The sequence below is a fragment of the Paenibacillus sp. FSL K6-4396 genome (genome assembly GCF_038002525.1).
Taxonomy (GTDB): Bacteria; Bacillota; Bacilli; order Paenibacillales; family Paenibacillaceae; genus Paenibacillus; species Paenibacillus amylolyticus_B.
The window spans coordinates 2,707,437-2,727,344 of the sequence record NZ_JBBOCR010000001.1 but is presented as its reverse complement, the minus strand read 5'-3'; the positions used below and the strand labels follow the sequence as shown (position 1 = coordinate 2,727,344).

Here is a 19,908-nt window from a genome sequence, read left to right as displayed (position 1 = left end):
TGCATATGCCAATCAAACGACAACTGGTTCAGGCCGGGAGGCATGCCGCCATTATACTTTTCGGTCTGCTGATGTTATATCCTGTACTATGGTTAATTCTCAGTTCGTTTAAACCGAACCATCTCATTTTCACCAGTGGCAATCTTTTCCCAACCAGCTTCACGCTGGAGCACTATATTAACGGCTGGAAAGGTCTGCAGGGCATCTCCTTTGGGCGTTTCTTCGGCAACTCCGTTCTGATCTCGGTCATGAGTGTGCTGGGTAATGTGATCTCCTGTTCCCTTGCAGCCTTTGCTTTCTCCAGATTGAAGTTCAGATTCAAAGGGCTGTGGTTCAGCATGATGTTGATCACGATTATGTTGCCTTACCATGTTACTCTGGTGCCCCAGTACATTCTCTATAATGAGCTTCAATGGATTAATACGTATTTCCCGCTGATTCTGCCCAAGTGGCTCGCGCAGGATTCCTTCTTCATCTTGCTCATGGTTCAATTCATACGCGGTATACCGCGGGAACTGGACGAGAGTGCAACCATTGACGGTTGCGGGCAATCACAGATTTTTTTCAGAATCGTAGTGCCTCTGCTCGTTCCGGCACTGATTACAACAGCGATCTTCACCTTCCTGTGGAGCTGGGATGACTTTTTCAGCCAGATGATCTATCTGAGCAAAATTGATCTGTTCACCGTGCAGCTGGGCATCCGCTCTCTCTTCGATCCGTCAGGACAATCCGATTGGGGCGCATTACTCGCCATGTCTACCCTGTCACTGCTTCCCGTGACCATCATCTTTTTACTGTTTCAGCGATATTTCCTTGAAGGCATTGCGACAACAGGTCTGAAGTAACAACACGTTTCTCATTATCCATAGTCAGGGGGATTCACCATGTTCAAGCGTTTCATGATCGGTATAATCACTTCACTTTTGTTATTCGTAACAGCTTGCTCTGGAACAGACCATACGGGTGCTACTGATAATACAGACGATGGTAATAACAATGGAACTACCGAGGGCGGACAGGTCGAACTTCGCATCATGTGGTGGGGTGACCAGAAACGGGCAGATATTACGAATGAAGCCCTGAAGATCTTTCAGGCGAAACATCCGGACATTAAAATTTCAGGTGAATTTGCACCCTCCTCTGGATATTTCGACAAGCTGAATACCCAGTTGGCATCAGGCACAGCACCGGATATCTTTTTCCTCGGTGGAAATGTCGTTGATTATGCCAAAAAAGATGTCCTCCTTAACCTAGACCCATATGTTGGCAACGAACTGAATCTGGATGGTATGGATGAAACTATGATCGAATACGGACGTCTCGACGGGAAGCTGCAACATATTTCTGCCGGTGCCAACGCACGGGGAATTATTGTTAACAAGGCACTCTTTGAGAAAGCCGGCGTGCCTTTGCCAGCTTCCGATTGGGACTGGGCGGACTATGCCGCCATCAGCAAGGAGTTATCCGACAAACTCGGGGACGGCTTCTATGGAACCTATAATTTCACCGTCGACGGGATGGATATTTATCTAAAACAACGGGGTAAACAACTATATGACATGAAAAATGGCACACTTGGATTCGCCAAGGAAGACATTCTGGAATGGTTCCAGTATTGGGAAAAGACTTCGGCATCCGGCGGTGTAGTCACACCGGAATTGCAGGTATCCAACCCGCATGATGATACCAGTAAATCCCTGTTGATCACAGGCAAAGCAGCCATGACTCTACTGCCATCCAACCAGCTCGCTGCATTCCAGAGCTTGACGGAAGACCCTTTGGTTCTTCTCCCTGTACCACGAGGTCCTAAGGGAACGGGTGTTGTATTTGAGTCGAGTCAGGGATTATCAGGTTACGCAAATACCAAACATCCGAAGGAAGTGGCAATGTTAATGGACTTCTGGATTCATGATCCTGAGGCAGCCAAAATCCTCGGTAATGACCGCGGCGTGCCCGTTACGGAAGCCAATCGTACTCTTCTTCAGGAAGGTGCAGGCCCTGTGGAGGAGATTGTCTATAACTATACAAATCTTGTCTCTGAAGCTACGAAGACTGAACCTTTTGAGGTGAGTTACAATCCTCCGGGATTTGCAGAGTTCTCCAAGTTAGCTCAGACGACAAATCAAGAGATCGGATTTGGACGAAAAAGTGTAGAGCAAGCTGTCTCCGACTTCTATAACGGAACCGTTCGTATTTTTGAATCGAATCAATAACCAGAAACAGAATCTGTGAGGAGGAACATATGACAGAAGAGATACTGAATCGGCTGCGCAACATGTCGATCATGGATCAAGTTCAGCCTGTTAAACCGGAAGATCAGCAATTATTACAGGAATGGCATGCGTCGGGTGTCCGGTTTGCAGCATCGGGCGGACGAATGGAAGCTACGTATTATGCAGCAGTGGAAAAATTGCTTGCTTGCATCCTGCCCATGGGAGACAGCGATCCCATTTTACAAGAAGGTGGCATCTATCTGGGATGTTGGTTAGAGAGTACAGGTACCATCAATGCGGAGCTGCTGTCTCGCCTGCTTCCTTCCGTGTCCGAAACAACGTACCTCGCATTAGCCGAGCAGCAAAGAGATGATGGATTGCTTCCGTATAAACTTACGGCAAACGGGCCCTCTTTCCGGCAAATCCAATTGGTCACTCCACTGGCACGCAGTGTATGGAACCACTATCAGCTTCATGACAATCATGGCAAGCAGTCGCCTTTCCTGAGCACCATGTACAAGGCTATGGTTCGTTACGATGAGTGGATTGCCCGCAACCGTAATACCCGAGGAAGCGGCTGTGTAGAGGCCTTCAGTACGTTTGACACCGGACATGACTTATCCCCCCGGTTCTGGCATGTTCCGGATACACCTTATATGAATGATGCTTCTGCCTATCACCCGGATTCTCCAATTCTGCCTTTTTTGGCACCAGATCTGACCGCCAATATCTATTGTCAGCGCATGTATCTGTCCCGCATGGCTGAGGAGCTGGGGGAGTCGGGAACGGATTGGAAAGGCAAAGCCGAGTCCAGCCTGGAAAGTCTATTTCGTTATTGTTACGACGAACAGGATATGTTCTTCTATGATCGGGATCGCAATGACGAATTCGTCAGAGTGCAATCCGATGTGCTGCTCCGCGTGATGGCCTGCGAGGTGGGCGAGCGTGAATTGTTCGATAATCTACTGCGTCGGTACTTGTTGAATACAAGCAAGTTTTTCGCAAAATATCCTTTTACATCAATCTCAATGGATGATCCCCGATTCGATCCCTTTTCCTCCTATAACAGTTGGGGAGGCGCATCCAATTTTCTGAGTCTGATTCGGGCACCACACGCATTTGAGTACCATCATCGATATGTGGAGCTAACCTGGATAATGCAGCCTATCTTGTCCGCTCTGTCCAAAGATAAGCGTTTTGGTCAGGTACTCAGCCCATGGACCGGCGAACAAGGTTTTACCGAGACTTACTCACCTACTATCCTTTGTCTTCTCGATTATGTGGAGCGTTTATGCGGAATTATGCCTGTTGGATCGAATCAGCTCTGGTTTACCGGTCTACTCCCTATCGATATGGATCATGGCGAGGTCGTATCTGGCAACACGGCTTATAGCCGAAAAGTCAACGGAGTAGGATATGAATTGGTCAACACCCCTGATCGCATGACGGTATATCTGGAAGGCAAGGTTCATCTGGATGGCCCGTCAGGGATTCGACTGGTGACGGATCATAGTGGACATCTGGAAGGCGTAATTGGAATGAGCGTCCGCACCGTCGAGGGAGAGCTTTACTATCAAGGAAAGCGCATTCCGATTCAGATCAAAGGAAATGAAATGCAGCGTTATGCTGATGGAAATTTGAAAACCGAGCGCGATATTGGCATCATCTATCCTACGTATCGTTAATGGTTTGTATGCAAAAAGCGCAAGTTGCGGAGGTTTACTGCCCCTGCACTTGCGCTTTTCCCTTTTGCGTGTTTACATTTCTTTATTTCTTATTCATAAGGACACAAGATAGAAATTGACTGCCACTGCGGAAATCATTCTCGCTCTGGTTACAGAGGAGATGAGTTTACCTTACACCTTCCGTTGCCACGCCAGATGACGATAAAATTCAATCGTATCAATATAATTTACCGTGAACTGCTGCTCAACTTCTGACAGGTTCAACAGTTTTCGGTCGATTTGCTTCATCCCCATGACCACATCGTGCCTTAGCAGGTCCATCGCAATTTTGCCTACAAACCCGCCTTCCATCTCCTTATGCTTGGCACGGAACTCTTCATTGTAGATCAGTTCAGGTGTGAATGCCGCTTCGACGAATGCATTAACGAGTGTAAGCTCATTGCCATCCATCTGTACTGCCAGATAATAATTACCACGCTCATCCTGAATGAGGTCTTTATACATCTCTACGATCATTTGAATCACTCCTCTATTATAAAATGAAACCCCGTTAGCCGTAACGAACATGGGCTATCAAACGTACACCTTCCTACCCCGTTCCTTCATATACTAGGTACAAATGGCGAACGGAGGAATACTTATGAGCTGGCAGCATCTCCATACTGGAAAAACACTTCAGCAGCGCCTGGCACAACTCCAGGGGCACCTTGCAGAACTGAATACTCCACTCTCCGGGTTGGAACCGGGACGTATTCGTCGTGTCTATCCAAGGCAATTTATCAAAGTAAACCGTCAGTTATTCATTCCACTCAGTCTGAATTCCATTCGGGTATTTGATATTCCTCGAACACGGCGAGGCGTCCGAGTGGGAATCCGCACGACTTTCCCTTCCAGGAATGCATTTAACAATATCAGACTGGTGGGCGTGGGACTGGATTATCTTGAACTTCAGGGAAAAGGCAGAGTCCCTTCCCGTATTTTATTTCCTCTTTCCAGCATCGAGTCGATCTATCGGCCAACCACCGGAAGAAAAAACCTGAAACGGCCTTGCAGGCGGAAGTAAAGCTGGTTCTTTTCGCAAGCCATACAATGGTTCCCAAATGTCTGCATACGGGTGCTCCCTTCCAATATATAATTATAACCCATGCAACCACTCATCTGCTGAAGAATCATTTTATGTCAAAAAGCGGTGAGAACAGAACTGCTTCTGTATCTCACCGCTCAGCCAGTTAAGGATCAAGCTGACCCTTCACATGTGTACATCAGATTCCTGTCCATACATCCTTGGCATAACGACCTTCCTGCTGAAGCTGATTGAGCCAATCTTCTGCTTCCTTCGCGGACTTGCCATGAATATCAGCGTATGCCTGCTGGAGTGTAGCTTCCACATCAGGTGCCATCTTGCTGCCATCACCGCAGATATACAGATGCGCACCCTCTTCAAACAAAGGAATCAGATGCTGAGCATCGTCTCTCATCAGATGCTGTACATAACATTTCTCCTCCCCGTCTACACGGGAGAAGGCCGTATGAAGCTTCACAAGCCCTTCTTGCTGGGCTGCTTCCAATTCATTTTTGTACAGATAATCATGCTCGGGATTCCGGCATCCAAAGTACAGATGGGCTTCGCCAACCTCTTGACCTTGTTCCTTCAATACATGCCTTGCCTGCAAGAAACCTCGGAATGGAGCAACCCCTGTACCCGGGCCTACCATGATGACGGGAACCTGTGTATCCTCCGGCAGTTGGAACCCGGATTCCGGTGTCCGCGTGAACATCACGATCTCGTCACCCGACTTCAGGTTAGCCAGATAGTTGGAAGCAATACCTCTGTATTCTCCCTGTCCACTCCATGCCGGGGCACGCACAACACTGACCGTAATACTCGCTTGATCGGGTTGCACACGCGGTGAACTGGAGATCGAATAATATCTGGCTTTTAATGAAGGCAGTAATTCAAGGAAACGCTCAAACGGCAGTTCACATGCCTCATATTTCACCAGATAATCCAGCATGGAGATCCGTTTATTCCGCACTTCATCCATATACACAGATTCATCAAGCAGCGCTTCAAGTTCCTTCTTATGCGGTGGACATACGGTGTATGCTGCCATTTCTCTCAACTGCGCACGAGTTGCCGCCTCCTGAAGCTCGACGCTATGACTGAGCAGATCATACAGGTTAACCGGTTGATGCAATGGTAGATGTGCGGCACTCCGACCGGATGCATCCAGAACGAGATGCTCCGTTCCGGTAAACCCGTATCGACGAAGTACACGTTCCACAAGTTCCGGTGGATTCTGCGGCAGAATGCCCAGGTGATCCCCTTCCTTGTAGGTTATGCCTTCAGGCAATTTAATCTCCAGGTGACGTGTGCTGCGTTCACTGCCCGCGTCGTGAAGCTCCCTGTTCTCTAGCACTTCTGCCACATGAGCATCATACGTATCCGCAAGCGGTGTTACGGCGAGCCCACTGACAAACTGTACAGATAGTGAACTGCGTTCGCTATTGGAGCTTGTGTTCAGTTTCAGTCCCATCGTTCGTGCGAGATCCGGCCATAATTGCTCTGTCCAATCCCCCACCTGTTTCTCGAAATCTCCACTGGCATCTGACTCACCCAGCGGTGATAACCGCTCTGCTCCTCTGGAAGATAACTGTTCATCGATTAAACGCGGAATACGCTGATAGGTGCTTGCCCAGTTGTGGTCACCGCATCCAAGAACCGCGAAACGCACACCTTTGAATTCATTCGCATCTGCATGTTCGATCCACTCGACAAACATCTTGGCATTACTTGGCGGCTGACCGTTATAGGATGCACTGACAATAATGACGGCACCTTCCTTTGGCAGTTTGCCAACACGATCATCCAGCGCAGCAACCTCACTGCGGAATCCCTGATATCTGGCGGTATCGGCAATTTCACGTGCAATGCCTTCCGCCGTGCCCAGATTGGAACCGTACAGAACAAGCATCGGTGTGTGGTGGGCATTCGCTGCATCCGGCTCCGTTCTTTTGGCAACCGGCTTCGGTTCTTCGACCGCTACACCTGGAACCGCCATGACGGGCTGGCCCCCACGCGCACGTACCCGAATGGTGAAGTTATCCGGTTTGAGCGTCAGCGTTTCTTTCACCTTTAACTGATAATCAGAATGATCGATGAAGTCAAAATGCTTCAACACCATGCCCAGTACCAGCGTTGCTTCCTGAAGTGCAAACTGCTGACCAATACAGGCCCGTTGACCATTACCAAAAGGTTTATAGGCATCATGCGGCACTTTGCTCGGATCTTCGAACCGTTCCGGGCGGAATTCCTCTACGTCGTCTCCCCAGGCTTCGCGGTCACGATGCAGCTTGGGAATAAGTACACTGACGCTGTCTCCTTTTTGCAAAGGATATTGACCCGCAAGTACCGTGTCCTCTTTTGCATACAGAGAAAATGCCGGGGCCGTAGGCCATAAGCGCAATGCTTCATTCAAAACCATACGAACGTACTTCAGATTGCGAACCTGGTTGTACGTGGGAACCGGATCTTTTAGTATCTGATCCACCTCAGCTTGAGCTTTAGCCAGCGTATCCGGATTCTTCATCAGATAATAAACGGCGAAGGATAACAGTCCACTTGTGGTCTCATGTCCAGCAATCAGGAATGTAATAATCTGATAACGGATATTCTCATCATCCAGCGTTTCTCCTGTCTCCGGGTCCTTGCCGCTGAGCATGTGGGACAACAGATCATCTGCGCCTTCCTGCGGTTTCTCTTTACGCTCGGCAATAATGTGATCCACCAAAGAGAACATGGAACGGATATCCTGTTCAAACTGTTTCTTTTTGGTGATCATCAGCTTGTCTTGCAGACGCAGTCGCTGCAATGAACTCATGGATTCATCCAATGCACGGACCATACTCGTAATGAATGGATGTGGTTCTTCCCGGTAGAAGCTATTAAACCGATAGTTGAACCCACAGAGTCCAATCGTGTCGAGCGTAAGACGTGTCATATCATCCGGAACGTTAACCGTCTCATCCGGGTTCAATCGTGACCATTTCTGAACCAGCTGCACAGCCAGATCAATCATTTTGTTGTGATATCCCTGCATGGCACGTTGACTGAAACTTGGCAGCAGTACGTTATGGGCTTTTTTCCAATTCGGCTCCTCGGTCCAACTCGTAAATAGCCCATCTCCTGCAAAAGCACGAACCTTCGCAAGGGGTGCCCACACACGTTTGTCGAATTTGGATTCATCCGTTACCTCGGCGACCAGTTTGTGACCGGAAATATACAATTCACTTCGCCCGGGGTACTCCATACGAAAGATCGGTCCATATTCTTCAGCCAGTTTCACCAGGGACTGCACCGGCTCTTCAAAGTTCAATTGCGGCAAATTGCCCAGTGGGCCAAATGTTTTCGGTTGAGGCACTGAAAATGGTGGCATGACACTCACTCCTTCTTTCCAAGTTAAGAGTTCTACAACTACAAAATAATGACTTGATTTACAGACGCGATTACACTTACTCTTCAGATCAACAGATTCAAGTTATTTTTTGCACTTTTTCATATTTCATCCAGATAACGATAAAGCCAACAAAGAACCAACTGACTGAAATGGTATATTGGTCATTTTTGAATAAAAAAAATGGAGGACTTCGTTATCTTCTTTTACCCTAACATTTCCAGTTCCAATCTTCAACAGTCCCAAAGTCATAGGACCTCAGGACAGGGATTAAGATATACTTATGATTTCTTTAACAGAATCTGAATAGCCGACTCCATCTCTAATGGAGCAACTGTCGTTTCATAACGGCCATGGACGTTCCCGCTGCGGTCAACCAGGAATTTGGTGAAATTCCATTTGATCCTGTCTCCTTGGTACAATTCTGGATGCTTCTCCTTCACAAAGGTGTCCATCCACTGTCCTTCTTTCGTGTCCAGATTATAACCTTGAAATGGCGCTTCTTCAATCAGATAACGGAACAAAGGATGCATGAATTGCCCAACGACCTCAACCTTCTCGAGGATCGGAAAGGAGATCTGAAACTGACTCCTGCAATACTCGGCAATCTCAACGCTACTGCCAGGTTCTTTGTCGTTAAACTGATTACAAGGGAACGCCAGAATCTCCAGCCCCTGATCACCATATTTCTCATACATCTGCTGAAGTTCACTGAATTGCCGGGCGTAGCTACACCGACTTGCTGTATTCACAATAAGCAGAACCTTCCCTTTAAAAGCAGCAAAATCACCGTTGTGTGCCTCCATAAACGGAACTTGGTAAGAAAATATAGTCATCTGTATTCATCCTCCTCTTTTACTTTTGTATCTCATATGAATTCTCTCTTGAGATGGATTATACACCTCCATTATTAATAGGTGAAATATATAATTAATATAATTTTAATAGTTTTTAACTATAGTAGACCAAATAAAAAACTGCCCTCAGCAGTCAAATACTGCATCTCGGACAGTTATCAAAATCATAATGTGCCATCACACTCAGCACACCGTTAACCCATAATTAAACCATATACAATCCCTGGTCCGTGTACGCCAATGGTTAAATCATTTTCAATATCGGAAGAGCGGCTTGGCCCTGAAATAAAGTGGATACCTGCCGGAAGATTCTCTCTTCCCGCTTCGTCAAATCGATCCAGCGTCTCCCCCAGTCTGGTGTACAGTCGGTCCACTGGAATAATGATGATGAGTACCGTAGGCAACAGACTGACCGAGCGACCTTTTTCCGGTGAAGAAAGTACAGTAACCGAGCCTGTGTATGCTGTTGCATAATCCGCCATGACCACACCGATATCAGCCTCAGCTGCACGAGCCTTCCAGTTCTCATCGGCTTGACTATTCCAGACTGAGATCTGTACATCCGGGAGCTGCGCTTCCAAACCGAGATCCTCAAGCGCCTCTTCATTTTGACGGATGATATATTTGGCACTCAGTTCATGAGATTTGTTAGCAATAAATTGAGACACTTCTTCCATGTTCTGAACCCGGGCAATGTGGGCTCCTACACTCACAAAATTATCGGTGAATGCTTGAATACGCTTCTCTTCATCCCATTCCAATTCAGTCCAAAAGTCGGGTGCTCCCCGAAAGGGTTGGGTCGGCGCTTGGCGTTGCCTTGGTCTTCTCAATTTCGAAGCAATGTCATTCATAAACTGCTCCTGTTTCTCAATGGACTTCTTCTCCAATTGTGCAAGCCATTGCTGATGTTCAGTGACCATGCTTCTTCCCCTCCCCTTCTTCTCGTTCACGAATAATCTGCTCCATACGGCTGCGAACGGAAGAATCCATGGCTTGTTGCTCCTCGTTCAGTTCCTGATCCAGCTTGTTCCATTGTTGCCGGAAGGATTTCTTGGCGAGACTTGGCGCAACCCGATAATTGTTCCAGCCTTTGAGTGGACCCAGCTTGAGAGAAATGCCGTTGTTGCGTACAATTGCCTTCTGCCCAATCTGTCCCATACGTATGGCCGCACTGAAACGTTTGGAATTGGATACAACGGCAGCAAAACCCTTCATGCCCATGCTCTCCATTTTGTTTCCATGACCGTCTTCCACTTTACGCCTGCGTAGATAAACGAGCATATCATGCAATGGAATTTTAACTGGACATGCTTCATAACAGGCTCCGCACAGACTCGAAGCACCCGCAATATCGTTCCATTCATCAATGTTGCCATTGAGTGCAGGAGTCAGTACTGCGCCAATCGGACCACTGTATGTTCCACCGTAGGCATGACCTCCAATATGACGATATACCGGGCAAGCATTCAGACAAGCACCACAGCGAATACAATTCAGCAACTCCTGGAATTCAGGATCACCGAGCTGTAAGGATCGACCGTTGTCCACGATAATAATGTGCATTTCATCCGGTCCATCCGCATCCGCTGTTCGGCGAGGACCTGTGATGCCTGACATGTACATCGTTAATTTCTGACCTGTTGCGGAGCGTGGCAACAAGGTTGCCATGACCTCCAGATCCGTCCACGACGGGATGATCCGCTCCATGCCCATCAGTGTAATCTGCGTTTTTGGAACAGTGGATACCATACGGGCATTGCCTTCATTTTCGAACAAAACCATGGAACCTGTCTCTGCAATCGCAAAATTGCAGCCGGTCATGCCGATATCTGCTTCAAGGAATTTCTCGCGCAGCTTTTTGCGAACAAATCCGGCAAGTACCGTTGTGTCCGGCTCCAGAATTTCACCCGCTTCCTTGGATAACAACTCTGCAATCTGATAGCGGTTCTTATGGATGGCTGGAATGACAATATGAGATGGGGCCTCGCCTGCCAACTGTATGATGTATTCACCCAGGTCGGTCTCGATAGCTTCAATGCCCGCCGACTCCAGCACATGATTCAGATGTACTTCCTCCGACACCATCGATTTGGACTTTACCACTGTAGACGCCTGCTTGTGAGCCGCAATATCGAGTGCAATCGCCGCTGCTTCTACCGATGTATCTGCAAAATGAATATGGACCCCGTTCGCACGGGCGTTATTCACAAATTCATTCAGATAATAATCCAGATGTGCAATGGTATGCAGACGAATCTGACGTCCACGTTCCCGCCATTCATCCCAGTTTCCATGTTCTTCTGAGGCCGACTTCTTCCCGTTACGCAATCGTTCTGTTGTGAATTTGACCGCTTTACGCAGAAAATCATCATTCAAGGCCAGTCCGGCACGTTCTTTGACCGTAGTATCCATAACTCCCGGTTGGCTCATCCTGTTCGCACCCCCTCATACAGTAGTTCCGCCAGATGCATCACACGCACCGGTTCATTCCGATAACGCAGATTACCTGCGATATTCATCAGACAGGCCATGTCCAGACCAACCAGCACTTCGGCTTGGGTCTCTTTGACATGATCAACTTTCTCCGTCACCATCGCTCCCGAAATATCGGACATTTTAATGGCAAACGTACCCCCAAACCCGCAGCAATCCTCAGCAAACGGCAGTGGAACCAATTCCAGTCCCTTTACTTGGGATAGCAATGCCATCGGTTCATCCTTTACACCCAGCAGACGGCTGCCATGACAGGATGGATGATAGGTTACTTTGTGCGGAAAATGTGCGCCCAGATCGGTTATCCCGAGTACTTGAACGAGGAATTGAGTAAACTCATAGGCTTTGGCTTCCAATCGTTTTGCCTTCTCTAACCATACTGGTTCATCCGCGAACAGCTCAGGATAATGATGAATCATATACGTACACGATCCGGAAGGACATACCACAAAATCACTGTCGTCAAATGCTTCAAGAATTGTCTTGGCCGCTACCCGAGTCTCATCCCAGTACCCGCTATTGTAGGAAGGCTGACCGCAGCAGGTCTGAACCGGTGGAAAATCCAACCGAACGCCATGAGCGGCGAGCAATCTGACCATGGCCTCCCCCACTCGGGGATAGATGGCATCGCTGAGGCAGGTAATGAATAAGGAGACCTTCATAAATACACGCTCCTATTAACTGATTAGTAGATGATTGACTAAAAATATTGAATAAGAATATTTACAATGAACACTCCGATGACAGAATAACCTTCCGATCGGTTTAAACCGTGATGATTCCAATATCGTATCCGCTCAAACGGTCTGTCTGTTCAGCCTCCAATGGCTGATCGGTAACGATCGTATGGACTGCATTTAACCCGGATACCCGGGCAAAAGCACGGACACCAAATTTACTGGCATCGGCAAGTAAGATGACCTGATCGGATATGCCAACCATCTTCTGCTTCAGCCTTGCCTGGAGTTCATTGGATTCACTGATTCCGCCACCTTCGAGATGTACACCTTTGCACGACATGAACATTTTATCCACGTGATACGTTTCCAGAGAACGCTCCGCGAGCGGCCCAACAAAAGACAACGAGCGAGATGCCAACTGGCCCCCTGTTGAGATGACCTCAACCTTGTCACGGCTGCTAAGTTCAGTGGCGATTTGAATCGAGTTGGTTAAAACCGTCAGCGGGAAATCCGGCATGTTCGCTGCCATATAACCTGCCGTTGTGCTCGCATCCAACAGAATGCGATCACCCGGATTAATCATCGCCAGAGCCGCTTGTGCAATCCGCTTTTTCTCTTCCGCATGTGTTGTCTCCCTGATCCGGTAAGGGATCTCCGGTTGATCTTCCTTCACACTCACTGCACCACCGTGAGATCGGCGTAGTCGGCCTGCCTGTTCCAGCCGATCCAGGTCACGCCGGATGGTTTCCTCCGTCACCCGGCAGTGCTCACTAAGCTCGGATACACGCATACTGCCCTTTACATTCACCATCTCCACAATTCGGTCATACCGCTCGGCTGCCAGCATGTTACACCTCACTCCCCGCTTGTGAATTAGATGAAGCCGTCACACGCAGAAATCTGCCGTAAGCATCTTCCCAGATTGATCCGTCCTGCGGCTCATACACTGTTACCGGAAATGAATCACGAATGGCCTTACGGGCCTCCCAGATATCTTTAAAAGCTCCACTCGCCATCCATTGCACGGCCATATTCCCGATGGCACTTCCCTCTGCCGGACCTGCCCATACCGGCTTGCCAATGGAATTTGCAGTCCACTGACATAACAGGCGGTTCTGGATACCTCCTCCGACCATATGCAATCCGTTGAACGTCTGTCCCGATAATTGTTCCGTCCATCCCAGGACTCTTCTATACTTCAATGCAAGACTTTCCAGAATTGCCCGGGCAATAGCCCCCTGATCTTCTGGCACCACTTGCCCTGTATCACGGCAATACTGACGTATACGCGTCGTCATATCTCCTGCTGGCATAAACAGTTCATCATCCGGATCAAACAAACTGGCAAATGGAGCCACCTGTTCCGCCTTCGCCAATAACGCATCATAGCTAATTCCCTGCCCTTGGCGGTCCCACTCCCGCATGCTTTCCTGCAAAATCCATAAGCCCATAATGTTCTTCAACAGACGGAATGTTCCGCCCGCCCCGCCTTCATTCGTGAAGTTCAAAGCCAGACTCTGGCTACTTACCGCAGGATGATCTATCTCCGTACCCATCAGGGACCAGGTTCCACAGCTCAAGTAAGCAAATGAACGTTCCGTTGCAGGAACAGCCACAACGGCTGAACCCGTATCATGCTCCGCAACGGCGATCACAGGTATAGGAGAAAGGCCAAGGTCGTTACAGATGCTACTGCGCAATTGTCCAACACGGGTGCCAGGCATCACCGCTTCACCAAAGAGTTTCTCCGAAATGCGAATATGCTTCAGCAACTCACCGTCCCATTGACCCTCCGATGGATTATATAATTGTGTTGTCGTGGCATTGGTGAACTCATTCACGGCTTCTCCCGTCAGGAAATATCGAAGCAGATCCGGAATCATGAGAAACCGCTCTGCTTCATGAAGAAGCGGAGAACCGCTACGTTGAAGGGTTGCCAACTGATACAGGGTATTAAAGCTAAGAAACTGAATCCCTGTACGTTCAAAGATTCGCTGAGAGCTCAGTTCTTGGCGTACCTGATCCATCATGCCGTTAAACTGTGTATCACGGTAATGATACGGGTTACCCAGAAGCTCACCATTACTGCCAAGCAGACCAAAATCAACGCCCCAGGAATCGATCCCCAGGCTCTCCGGCTGTTCTCCCTGCTGTTTCACAAGAGTAAGCCCTTGCAACAATTCATGATGCAAACGCAGAATATCCCAGTGCATCCGCTCGCCAACCTTCACTGGTTCATTCTTGAACCGATGAATTTCGCTCGTTTCGATCCCTCGATCATTCAGATGTCCTAGTAGCGCTCTCCCGCTCCCAGCGCCCAAATCATAAGCCAGCACACTCACCGCGCTTCACCAACCTTTCGAACCCATCCTATTTTCCAAACGGCATCTCTTATTTCAGTCCGTAATCCTGTACTTTATGCTGTATTTATTGTTTGTTTGTTTTTGTTTGATACTGTTTTACTTTATTTTACGAGTATATCACCATTGTAAGCGTTTGAATACCCTTCGGTTTTTCTTTCTTTTGGGTATACCAAAAACGACTCTCTCCCACTTGGGAGGAGCCGCAGTTCTTGTTTTACGTATAAAATTGACCATTGTTTACTCCCGACTGGGGCTGTACATCTCTCTCAAAATGCTTGAAACGTGTCCCTTGATACGTCAGCATCCCTCGATCATTTTCCACCATCATGCCATAATGGTTTCCGCCAACAATTAGTTCAGCGCGCTCCCCATTGTCGAATTCAAATGTAACATAATACCGGGTAGTCGCACTGCTATCCCCGCTGCCACCTGATACTTCCGTTCGTTTGGCCACCACCGTTGAGTGCAGGGTTAACAAGGCCGCTGCGTTATTCGATGACCATGTGCGTACCCCTGAGATGATGGCATATACAATCACACCCGCAACAATAAGAAATACGGCACCAATAAAAATGGAAGCAAACGCACCCATGGCACCAAACTCATTCAATCCCGAAAAAAAACCACCCTGATTGCCTTCAAAACCCGGTACTCCACTCATGTCGTCAAACACACCAAAGCCGTCCACGCTTAATTGGCCCATCGATGAGGACACGCTCGTTAACGCCATTCATCATCGTTCCTTTCCCCTTGCAAAATAAGATGCACCGCCCCCACGCAAGGAAGGCGGTGCATGCAGACAACCCGTTCTGCCTTGTCCATATACTATATGAACCAGATCAGGAATACAGACGTTCAAGTTCGTCGACCAGACTGCCGACATAAGCAACCGCAGAGCGAATCGGCTCGGGTCCGGACATATCGACACCTGCAAGCTTCATTAACTCCTGCGGCGTGAGACTTCCACCGGCTTTGAGTGCTTCAAGCCAGCGATCTACCGCCGGCTGTCCTTCTTCCCGAATCTGCTGTGCTGCCGCTGTGGAAGCGGTCAAACCTGCCGCATAGGTATATGGATACAGTCCCATATAATAATGAGGTTGTCTCATCCACGTGAGCTTGGCCCCTTCATCAATCACCAGATCAGGTCCCCAGAATTCAGAGAGGATGTCCCCTTTGAGCTGACTTAACGTCTTCGCCGTAATCGGCTCATCATTAGTTGCGAGTGCATATACCCTGCGCTGCAATTCACCTTCCAGTAGATGCGTAACGAAGTTATGGTAATACGTATTCAACAGTTGCAAAATGACCCAACGACGCATTCTCGGATTATCGGAACGCTTCAACAGATGATCTGCCAGCAGCATTTCATTCATGGTCGATGGTGCCTCAATGAAATAAAGTGATGGTCTTGTATTCGTGAGCCGTTGGTAACGTCCCGCAAGCATAAAGTGGCCTGCATGTCCCACTTCATGGGCAAGTGTAAATGCTCCGCGCATATTGTTCGCCCATGAGATCAAGATATAGGAGTGTGAACCATATATAGAGGAACAAAATGCCCCTGTGGATTTGCCTGCATTATCTGCGTAATCCACCCAGCGTTCACTGAATGCGCGCTCTACGATCTCGCCATACTCTGGCCCAAGCACATCAAGTGCTTCTCGGATGAGTGTGCACGCCTCATCATATGTAATGGCAGGGCTAAATTCAGGATCAAGCGGGGCCTTCAGATCACAGAACATCAGCTTGTCCAGACCCAGCTCACGTTTCTTGAGAGCGGCCAGTCTGCGCATATGAGGTGCGAGTTCCTGCTGGATAATATCCAGAATATTATTGTACATCTCTTTGCTTACTTGCTGTGGGCTAAGAAGCATATCTGTAACATCGTCGTAACCACGCAGCCTGGATAACACAACTTGCTTCTTCACTTCGGTTGCATAACCTTCTGCAAACGTATTTTTGTAATCATTTAATGTCGAGCTGAACGCAGCATAAGCAGAGCGGCGCAGCTTGGTATCGGATGACATCTCATAATTATTTTCATAGAATGACCAGGACAGTGGCCGATTATTGTCTTCTTCATCGAGAGCATCGTCAAACGTCATGTCTGCCAGTTTACCGCGCAGATAGATACGATATGGCGAATCCAGTACCTCTCCTAGTGAAGCGAGTACCTTCTCGGTCTCTGGGGTAAGCCGATGTGCTTTTTCTCGAATCAAACGCTCCAAACTCCGAGCATACGGCTGCAATCCCGGAAGTTCTGCAAGGTAACGTTCAACGGTTCCCTCCGGCAGATCAACGATCTCCGAATTGACAAAAGACAAGGATGACGACAGATTTGATAGGATATCTCCTGCCTTGGCCGAATTCTCAATATTGACCGGATTGGTGCTGTCCTCTGACTGCTTCAGTCGAGCATAAGAAGCTGTCTTGCCGATACGCTCCTGCAAAGCTTCACGCGCATCCAGACAAGCCAGCAATTGTTCAGCGCCTTCGCCCAGACGTCCTTTGAATGTTTCAATCTGGGCAGCAGCCTTAGGAAGTGATCGAAGTTCCTGCTCCCACTCTACATCGGTTACAAACAAGTCTCTCAGATCCCATGTGGATTCCTGATCTACCTCAGCACGTGTACGTATTTTTTCCATCTTTAGTTGTCATCCTCCTTGTATTTTCCAATATCTCTCATCGTATCATAATCGGTTTATGTATACATGACATTTGCAAATAATGAGACTTTTGGTTCAGGAGAGTATAGATTGGACTAAAGAATATTCACACTTACCACTCCGATGACAGAACAACCTTCCGATCGCTGTTATCCCCTAATTTTTTGATTCAATTTTATAAAGGTGAAAATCCGGTGATAAAGGCGAACGCTCCGCTTCTTCAGGTTCTTTCTGTCCTCTACGTTCTCGTGTGAATGTTTAGTTCAATCTATATAAAAGGGGCATCTGGAAAAAGGCGAGGCGTATGCTTCCGATGTAGCTTTCTTTCAGAAAGCTTTTAGCTCCGCTTCTTCTAGCTATTTCTGTCCCCTACGTTTCGTATAAACTTTTGCTCATGTGACCATGGTTTAAAAGTAACTAAAAAACCGCTGGTTATGGAAGTATCCATTTTCCGGCGGTTCATTGTAAATCTTACTATTTAGCTTTCTTTCCAGATTACATTTTCACCGTAATTTTTACCCCAGTTATACATTGCGTGCAGCACAGGCATCAGGCTCTGGCCGTGATCTGTCAACGTATATTCCACCCGAGGAGGGACCTCTGCATACACCTTGCGCTCAATCAGCTTGTCTTCCTCCAGCTCACGAAGCTGGTTGGTCAGCATCTTCTGGGTAATATGAGGGATTAGGCGTTTCAGCTCACTGAAACGTTTGGTGCCTTCCAGACCCAAATGCCACAAAATAATCAGTTTCCATTTGCCACCAATTACCGCAAGCGTCAATTCCTTCTCACAGTTGATTTCTTTCAGATTAATCCGTTCCTTGACTTCGGCTGCCATGGCTCCGAGCCCCCTCATCTTCAATCTTATATCGCGTATATTACACATATCACGGGGACACTTCACACGAGGGAAGCTTTCCGCTCCATGCATGATGTAATAAGTACATTCATTCGATACAGCTATCTATTAATTCTACTACAGCCTGGTCGGGATGCAAAGTTTAACTGTAAATCACGGATAAAACCTATACAGATATGTATCGCAGAAAAGACCAGAACCCTTCATGATCAAAGGATTCCGGTCTTTCATCTATTCACTATTCCAGGTTCGCGTGGCGGCCAAACATATCCGCTCCGGTCATACCCTTCATTTCCATCATCGTAAGGATGAGAGCATCCATGCCGATTAACAGTCCCTGTTCAAACAGCGAGCCCATTGGCTGGATGGTTACTTCCGCTCCGGAAGTCGCTGTGTCCTCTTTGGCTGAAGCCGGAAGGCGCACTACCGTAGTTGCCAATTGACCAATCGTGGACTCTGGCTTGATCGTAATCAGGCCGACAGGTGCTCCTGCTTGACTAGCCTTCTTAGCCATCGCTGCGAGACTGCCTGTCTCTCCTGAGCCAGAGCACAGCAAGAGGAAATCCTTCGAGCTGATCCCGGGTGTAACGGTCTCGCCCACCACATATACACGAAGCCCCATCTGCATCAGTCTCATGGCAAAAGCCTTTCCCATAAGTCCTGACCGGCCTGCTCCTGCTACAAAAATCTGTTCCGCAGCCAGAATGTGTTCAGCCATCGCTTGCATCTCTGCATCATCGATCTGGCTTAACGTACGTTCCAGCTCCTTCAAGATGTCAGCTGCGTACTGTGTTTTGCCCATCTGCTTACCCTTGTTTAACAAGACGTTGCATTTCAGCTGCAACTGCCGCTTTGTCTGCTTGTCCTGTGATACCGCCGCCTACAATAACCAGATCCGGTTGTGCTTTAATCACTTCTGGCAATGTTTCCAGCTTGATTCCACCAGCGACAGCCGTTTTAGCATTTTTCACAGCAGCTTTGATCGTTTGCAGATCTTCGAACGGGCTTTGTCCTTCAGCTTGCAGGTCATAACCTGTGTGTACACAGATGTAATCTACGCCAAGCGCATCAATTTCACGAGCACGTTGTTCAAGGTTAGGCACATTGATCATGTCCACAAGAACTTGTTTGTTTTGTTTCTTCGCTTCTGCTACTGCACCTTTGATCGTGCTGTCATTGGTTGCCCCAAGCACAGTGATCAGATCCGCACCAGCTTCAGCAGCTTTCATGATTTCATAACCACCAGCGTCCATGATTTTAAGGTCTGCAAGAACTTGCAGATTAGGGAATGCTTCTTTCATCGCTTTTACCGCGTGCAAACCTTCATTAATAACGATTGGTGTACCAATCTCAACGATATCAATATATTGTTCAACCTCTTTAACCAGTGCGATACCTTCAGGGATATTTACCAAGTCGAGCGCCAATTGCAATTTCATCATTTATTTCTCCTTTGTTGTTCAAGTATGATTCGTTCCTGTAAAAATAATAATCAGATATTTAGCCTGCACCAATTGGTCTGTTCAGATGCATGCAGTGTTTGTTTTTGGCTACTCACTCATTGTAGACCCTGACTATCCATTCAGGAAGTACGCACTTTGAAGTGGGGTAGTTACTTGGGAGATACTATTGATAATCTTT

Annotated in this window: 17 protein-coding genes; 4 read left to right on the top strand and 13 right to left on the bottom strand. The window is 47.9% G+C overall.

Going from position 1 to position 19,908, the window contains the following annotated elements; all coding sequences use genetic code 11:
- Positions 1–5 precede the first annotated feature (5 nt).
- Genes MHB85_RS12520 through MHB85_RS12510 form a run of 3 tightly spaced genes read left to right on the top strand, consistent with a single transcriptional unit; the run spans position 6 to position 3,898 of the window.
- A complete protein-coding gene (locus tag MHB85_RS12520; protein ID WP_341073003.1) occupies positions 6–845 on the top strand; it encodes a carbohydrate ABC transporter permease in 840 nt (279 codons plus the stop codon).
- A 39-nt stretch (positions 846–884) separates the two neighbouring features.
- The gene (locus MHB85_RS12515; protein WP_210107891.1) at positions 885–2,213 is read left to right on the top strand and encodes an ABC transporter substrate-binding protein; all 1,329 of its coding nucleotides are present in this window, start codon (positions 885–887) and stop codon (positions 2,211–2,213) included.
- A gap of 29 nt (positions 2,214–2,242) precedes the next feature.
- Positions 2,243–3,898, top strand: coding sequence for an MGH1-like glycoside hydrolase domain-containing protein (locus MHB85_RS12510; RefSeq protein ID WP_341073002.1), 1,656 nt, complete (start codon positions 2,243–2,245; stop codon positions 3,896–3,898).
- A gap of 171 nt (positions 3,899–4,069) precedes the next feature.
- Here MHB85_RS12510 and MHB85_RS12505 read toward each other — a convergent pair whose 3' ends face one another.
- The gene (locus MHB85_RS12505) at positions 4,070–4,414 is read right to left on the bottom strand and encodes a hypothetical protein (RefSeq protein ID WP_341073001.1); all 345 of its coding nucleotides are present in this window, start codon (positions 4,412–4,414) and stop codon (positions 4,070–4,072) included.
- A gap of 124 nt (positions 4,415–4,538) precedes the next feature.
- On the opposite strand from MHB85_RS12505, the gene MHB85_RS12500 reads away from it, so the two are divergent.
- Entirely contained in the window at positions 4,539–4,961 is a 423-nt protein-coding gene (locus MHB85_RS12500; RefSeq protein WP_091016962.1) for a hypothetical protein, read from the top strand.
- Between the two features lie 199 nt (positions 4,962–5,160).
- Here the strand turns inward: MHB85_RS12500 and MHB85_RS12495 are convergent, their stop codons facing one another.
- From MHB85_RS12495 to hxlA, 12 genes are all read right to left on the bottom strand, one after another.
- A complete protein-coding gene (locus tag MHB85_RS12495) occupies positions 5,161–8,334 on the bottom strand; it encodes a bifunctional cytochrome P450/NADPH--P450 reductase (protein WP_341073000.1) in 3,174 nt (1,057 codons plus the stop codon).
- 299 nt (positions 8,335–8,633) lie between these two features.
- Positions 8,634–9,188: a glutathione peroxidase gene (locus MHB85_RS12490; RefSeq protein ID WP_341072998.1), complete on the bottom strand. Its 555-nt coding sequence runs from the start codon at positions 9,186–9,188 to the stop codon at positions 8,634–8,636.
- A gap of 215 nt (positions 9,189–9,403) precedes the next feature.
- Positions 9,404–10,129, bottom strand: coding sequence for a LutC/YkgG family protein (locus MHB85_RS12485; RefSeq protein WP_091016967.1), 726 nt, complete (start codon positions 10,127–10,129; stop codon positions 9,404–9,406).
- Positions 10,119–11,639 carry a LutB/LldF family L-lactate oxidation iron-sulfur protein gene (locus MHB85_RS12480; RefSeq protein ID WP_341072997.1) on the bottom strand — a complete coding sequence of 507 codons (1,521 nt, stop codon included), beginning with the start codon at positions 11,637–11,639 and terminating at the stop codon, positions 10,119–10,121. Before MHB85_RS12480 ends, MHB85_RS12485 begins: the two co-directional genes overlap by 11 nt.
- Entirely contained in the window at positions 11,636–12,364 is a 729-nt protein-coding gene (locus tag MHB85_RS12475; RefSeq protein WP_017688927.1) for a (Fe-S)-binding protein, read from the bottom strand. The genes MHB85_RS12480 and MHB85_RS12475 overlap by 4 nt, the downstream gene beginning before the upstream one ends.
- A 103-nt stretch (positions 12,365–12,467) precedes the next feature.
- Positions 12,468–13,229 (bottom strand): DeoR/GlpR family DNA-binding transcription regulator, encoded by a 762-nt coding sequence (locus tag MHB85_RS12470; RefSeq protein WP_341072995.1) that lies wholly within the window; start codon positions 13,227–13,229, stop codon positions 12,468–12,470.
- Position 13,230: 1 nt separating this feature from the next.
- On the bottom strand, positions 13,231–14,724 hold the full coding sequence (locus MHB85_RS12465; protein ID WP_091016971.1) for a rhamnulokinase: 1,494 nt from the start codon (positions 14,722–14,724) through the stop codon (positions 13,231–13,233).
- A 235-nt stretch (positions 14,725–14,959) separates the two neighbouring features.
- Entirely contained in the window at positions 14,960–15,448 is a 489-nt protein-coding gene (locus tag MHB85_RS12460; RefSeq protein WP_341072993.1) for a DUF2500 domain-containing protein, read from the bottom strand.
- 136 nt (positions 15,449–15,584) lie between these two features.
- Positions 15,585–17,387: an oligoendopeptidase F gene (pepF, locus tag MHB85_RS12455; protein WP_192132144.1), complete on the bottom strand. Its 1,803-nt coding sequence runs from the start codon at positions 17,385–17,387 to the stop codon at positions 15,585–15,587.
- 499 nt (positions 17,388–17,886) lie between these two features.
- Positions 17,887–18,246 (bottom strand): winged helix-turn-helix transcriptional regulator, encoded by a 360-nt coding sequence (locus tag MHB85_RS12450; RefSeq protein WP_062833989.1) that lies wholly within the window; start codon positions 18,244–18,246, stop codon positions 17,887–17,889.
- A 259-nt stretch (positions 18,247–18,505) separates the two neighbouring features.
- The gene (gene hxlB, locus MHB85_RS12445) at positions 18,506–19,069 is read right to left on the bottom strand and encodes a 6-phospho-3-hexuloisomerase (protein ID WP_105598336.1); all 564 of its coding nucleotides are present in this window, start codon (positions 19,067–19,069) and stop codon (positions 18,506–18,508) included.
- A gap of 4 nt (positions 19,070–19,073) precedes the next feature.
- Positions 19,074–19,706, bottom strand: a complete 633-nt coding sequence (gene hxlA, locus MHB85_RS12440; RefSeq protein WP_036670570.1) for a 3-hexulose-6-phosphate synthase — start codon at positions 19,704–19,706, stop codon at positions 19,074–19,076.
- Between the last annotated feature and the right edge of the window lie 202 nt (positions 19,707–19,908).

Excerpts from the sequence above, each read along its gene's own strand:
- MHB85_RS12515 (WP_210107891.1), top strand. The coding sequence starts at position 885 with ATGTTCAAGCGTTTCATGATCGGTATAATCACTTCACTTTTGTTATTC.
- MHB85_RS12495 (WP_341073000.1), bottom strand. The coding sequence starts at position 8,334 with ATGCCACCATTTTCAGTGCCTCAACCGAAAACATTTGGCCCACTGGGC.
- MHB85_RS12475 (WP_017688927.1), bottom strand. The coding sequence starts at position 12,364 with ATGAAGGTCTCCTTATTCATTACCTGCCTCAGCGATGCCATCTATCCC.
- MHB85_RS12450 (WP_062833989.1), bottom strand. The coding sequence starts at position 18,246 with ATGGCAGCCGAAGTCAAGGAACGGATTAATCTGAAAGAAATCAACTGT.
- MHB85_RS12485 (WP_091016967.1), bottom strand. The coding sequence starts at position 10,129 with ATGGTCACTGAACATCAGCAATGGCTTGCACAATTGGAGAAGAAGTCC.
- MHB85_RS12480 (WP_341072997.1), bottom strand. The coding sequence starts at position 11,639 with ATGAGCCAACCGGGAGTTATGGATACTACGGTCAAAGAACGTGCCGGA.
- MHB85_RS12510 (WP_341073002.1), top strand. The coding sequence starts at position 2,243 with ATGACAGAAGAGATACTGAATCGGCTGCGCAACATGTCGATCATGGAT.
- MHB85_RS12460 (WP_341072993.1), bottom strand. The coding sequence starts at position 15,448 with ATGGGCCAATTAAGCGTGGACGGCTTTGGTGTGTTTGACGACATGAGT.
- MHB85_RS12470 (WP_341072995.1), bottom strand. The coding sequence starts at position 13,229 with ATGCTGGCAGCCGAGCGGTATGACCGAATTGTGGAGATGGTGAATGTA.
- MHB85_RS12490 (WP_341072998.1), bottom strand. The coding sequence starts at position 9,188 with ATGACTATATTTTCTTACCAAGTTCCGTTTATGGAGGCACACAACGGT.
- MHB85_RS12500 (WP_091016962.1), top strand. The coding sequence starts at position 4,539 with ATGAGCTGGCAGCATCTCCATACTGGAAAAACACTTCAGCAGCGCCTG.
- hxlB (WP_105598336.1), bottom strand. The coding sequence starts at position 19,069 with ATGGGCAAAACACAGTACGCAGCTGACATCTTGAAGGAGCTGGAACGT.
- hxlA (WP_036670570.1), bottom strand. The coding sequence starts at position 19,706 with ATGAAATTGCAATTGGCGCTCGACTTGGTAAATATCCCTGAAGGTATC.
- MHB85_RS12505 (WP_341073001.1), bottom strand. The coding sequence starts at position 4,414 with ATGATCGTAGAGATGTATAAAGACCTCATTCAGGATGAGCGTGGTAAT.
- MHB85_RS12520 (WP_341073003.1), top strand. The coding sequence starts at position 6 with ATGCCAATCAAACGACAACTGGTTCAGGCCGGGAGGCATGCCGCCATT.
- pepF (WP_192132144.1), bottom strand. The coding sequence starts at position 17,387 with ATGGAAAAAATACGTACACGTGCTGAGGTAGATCAGGAATCCACATGG.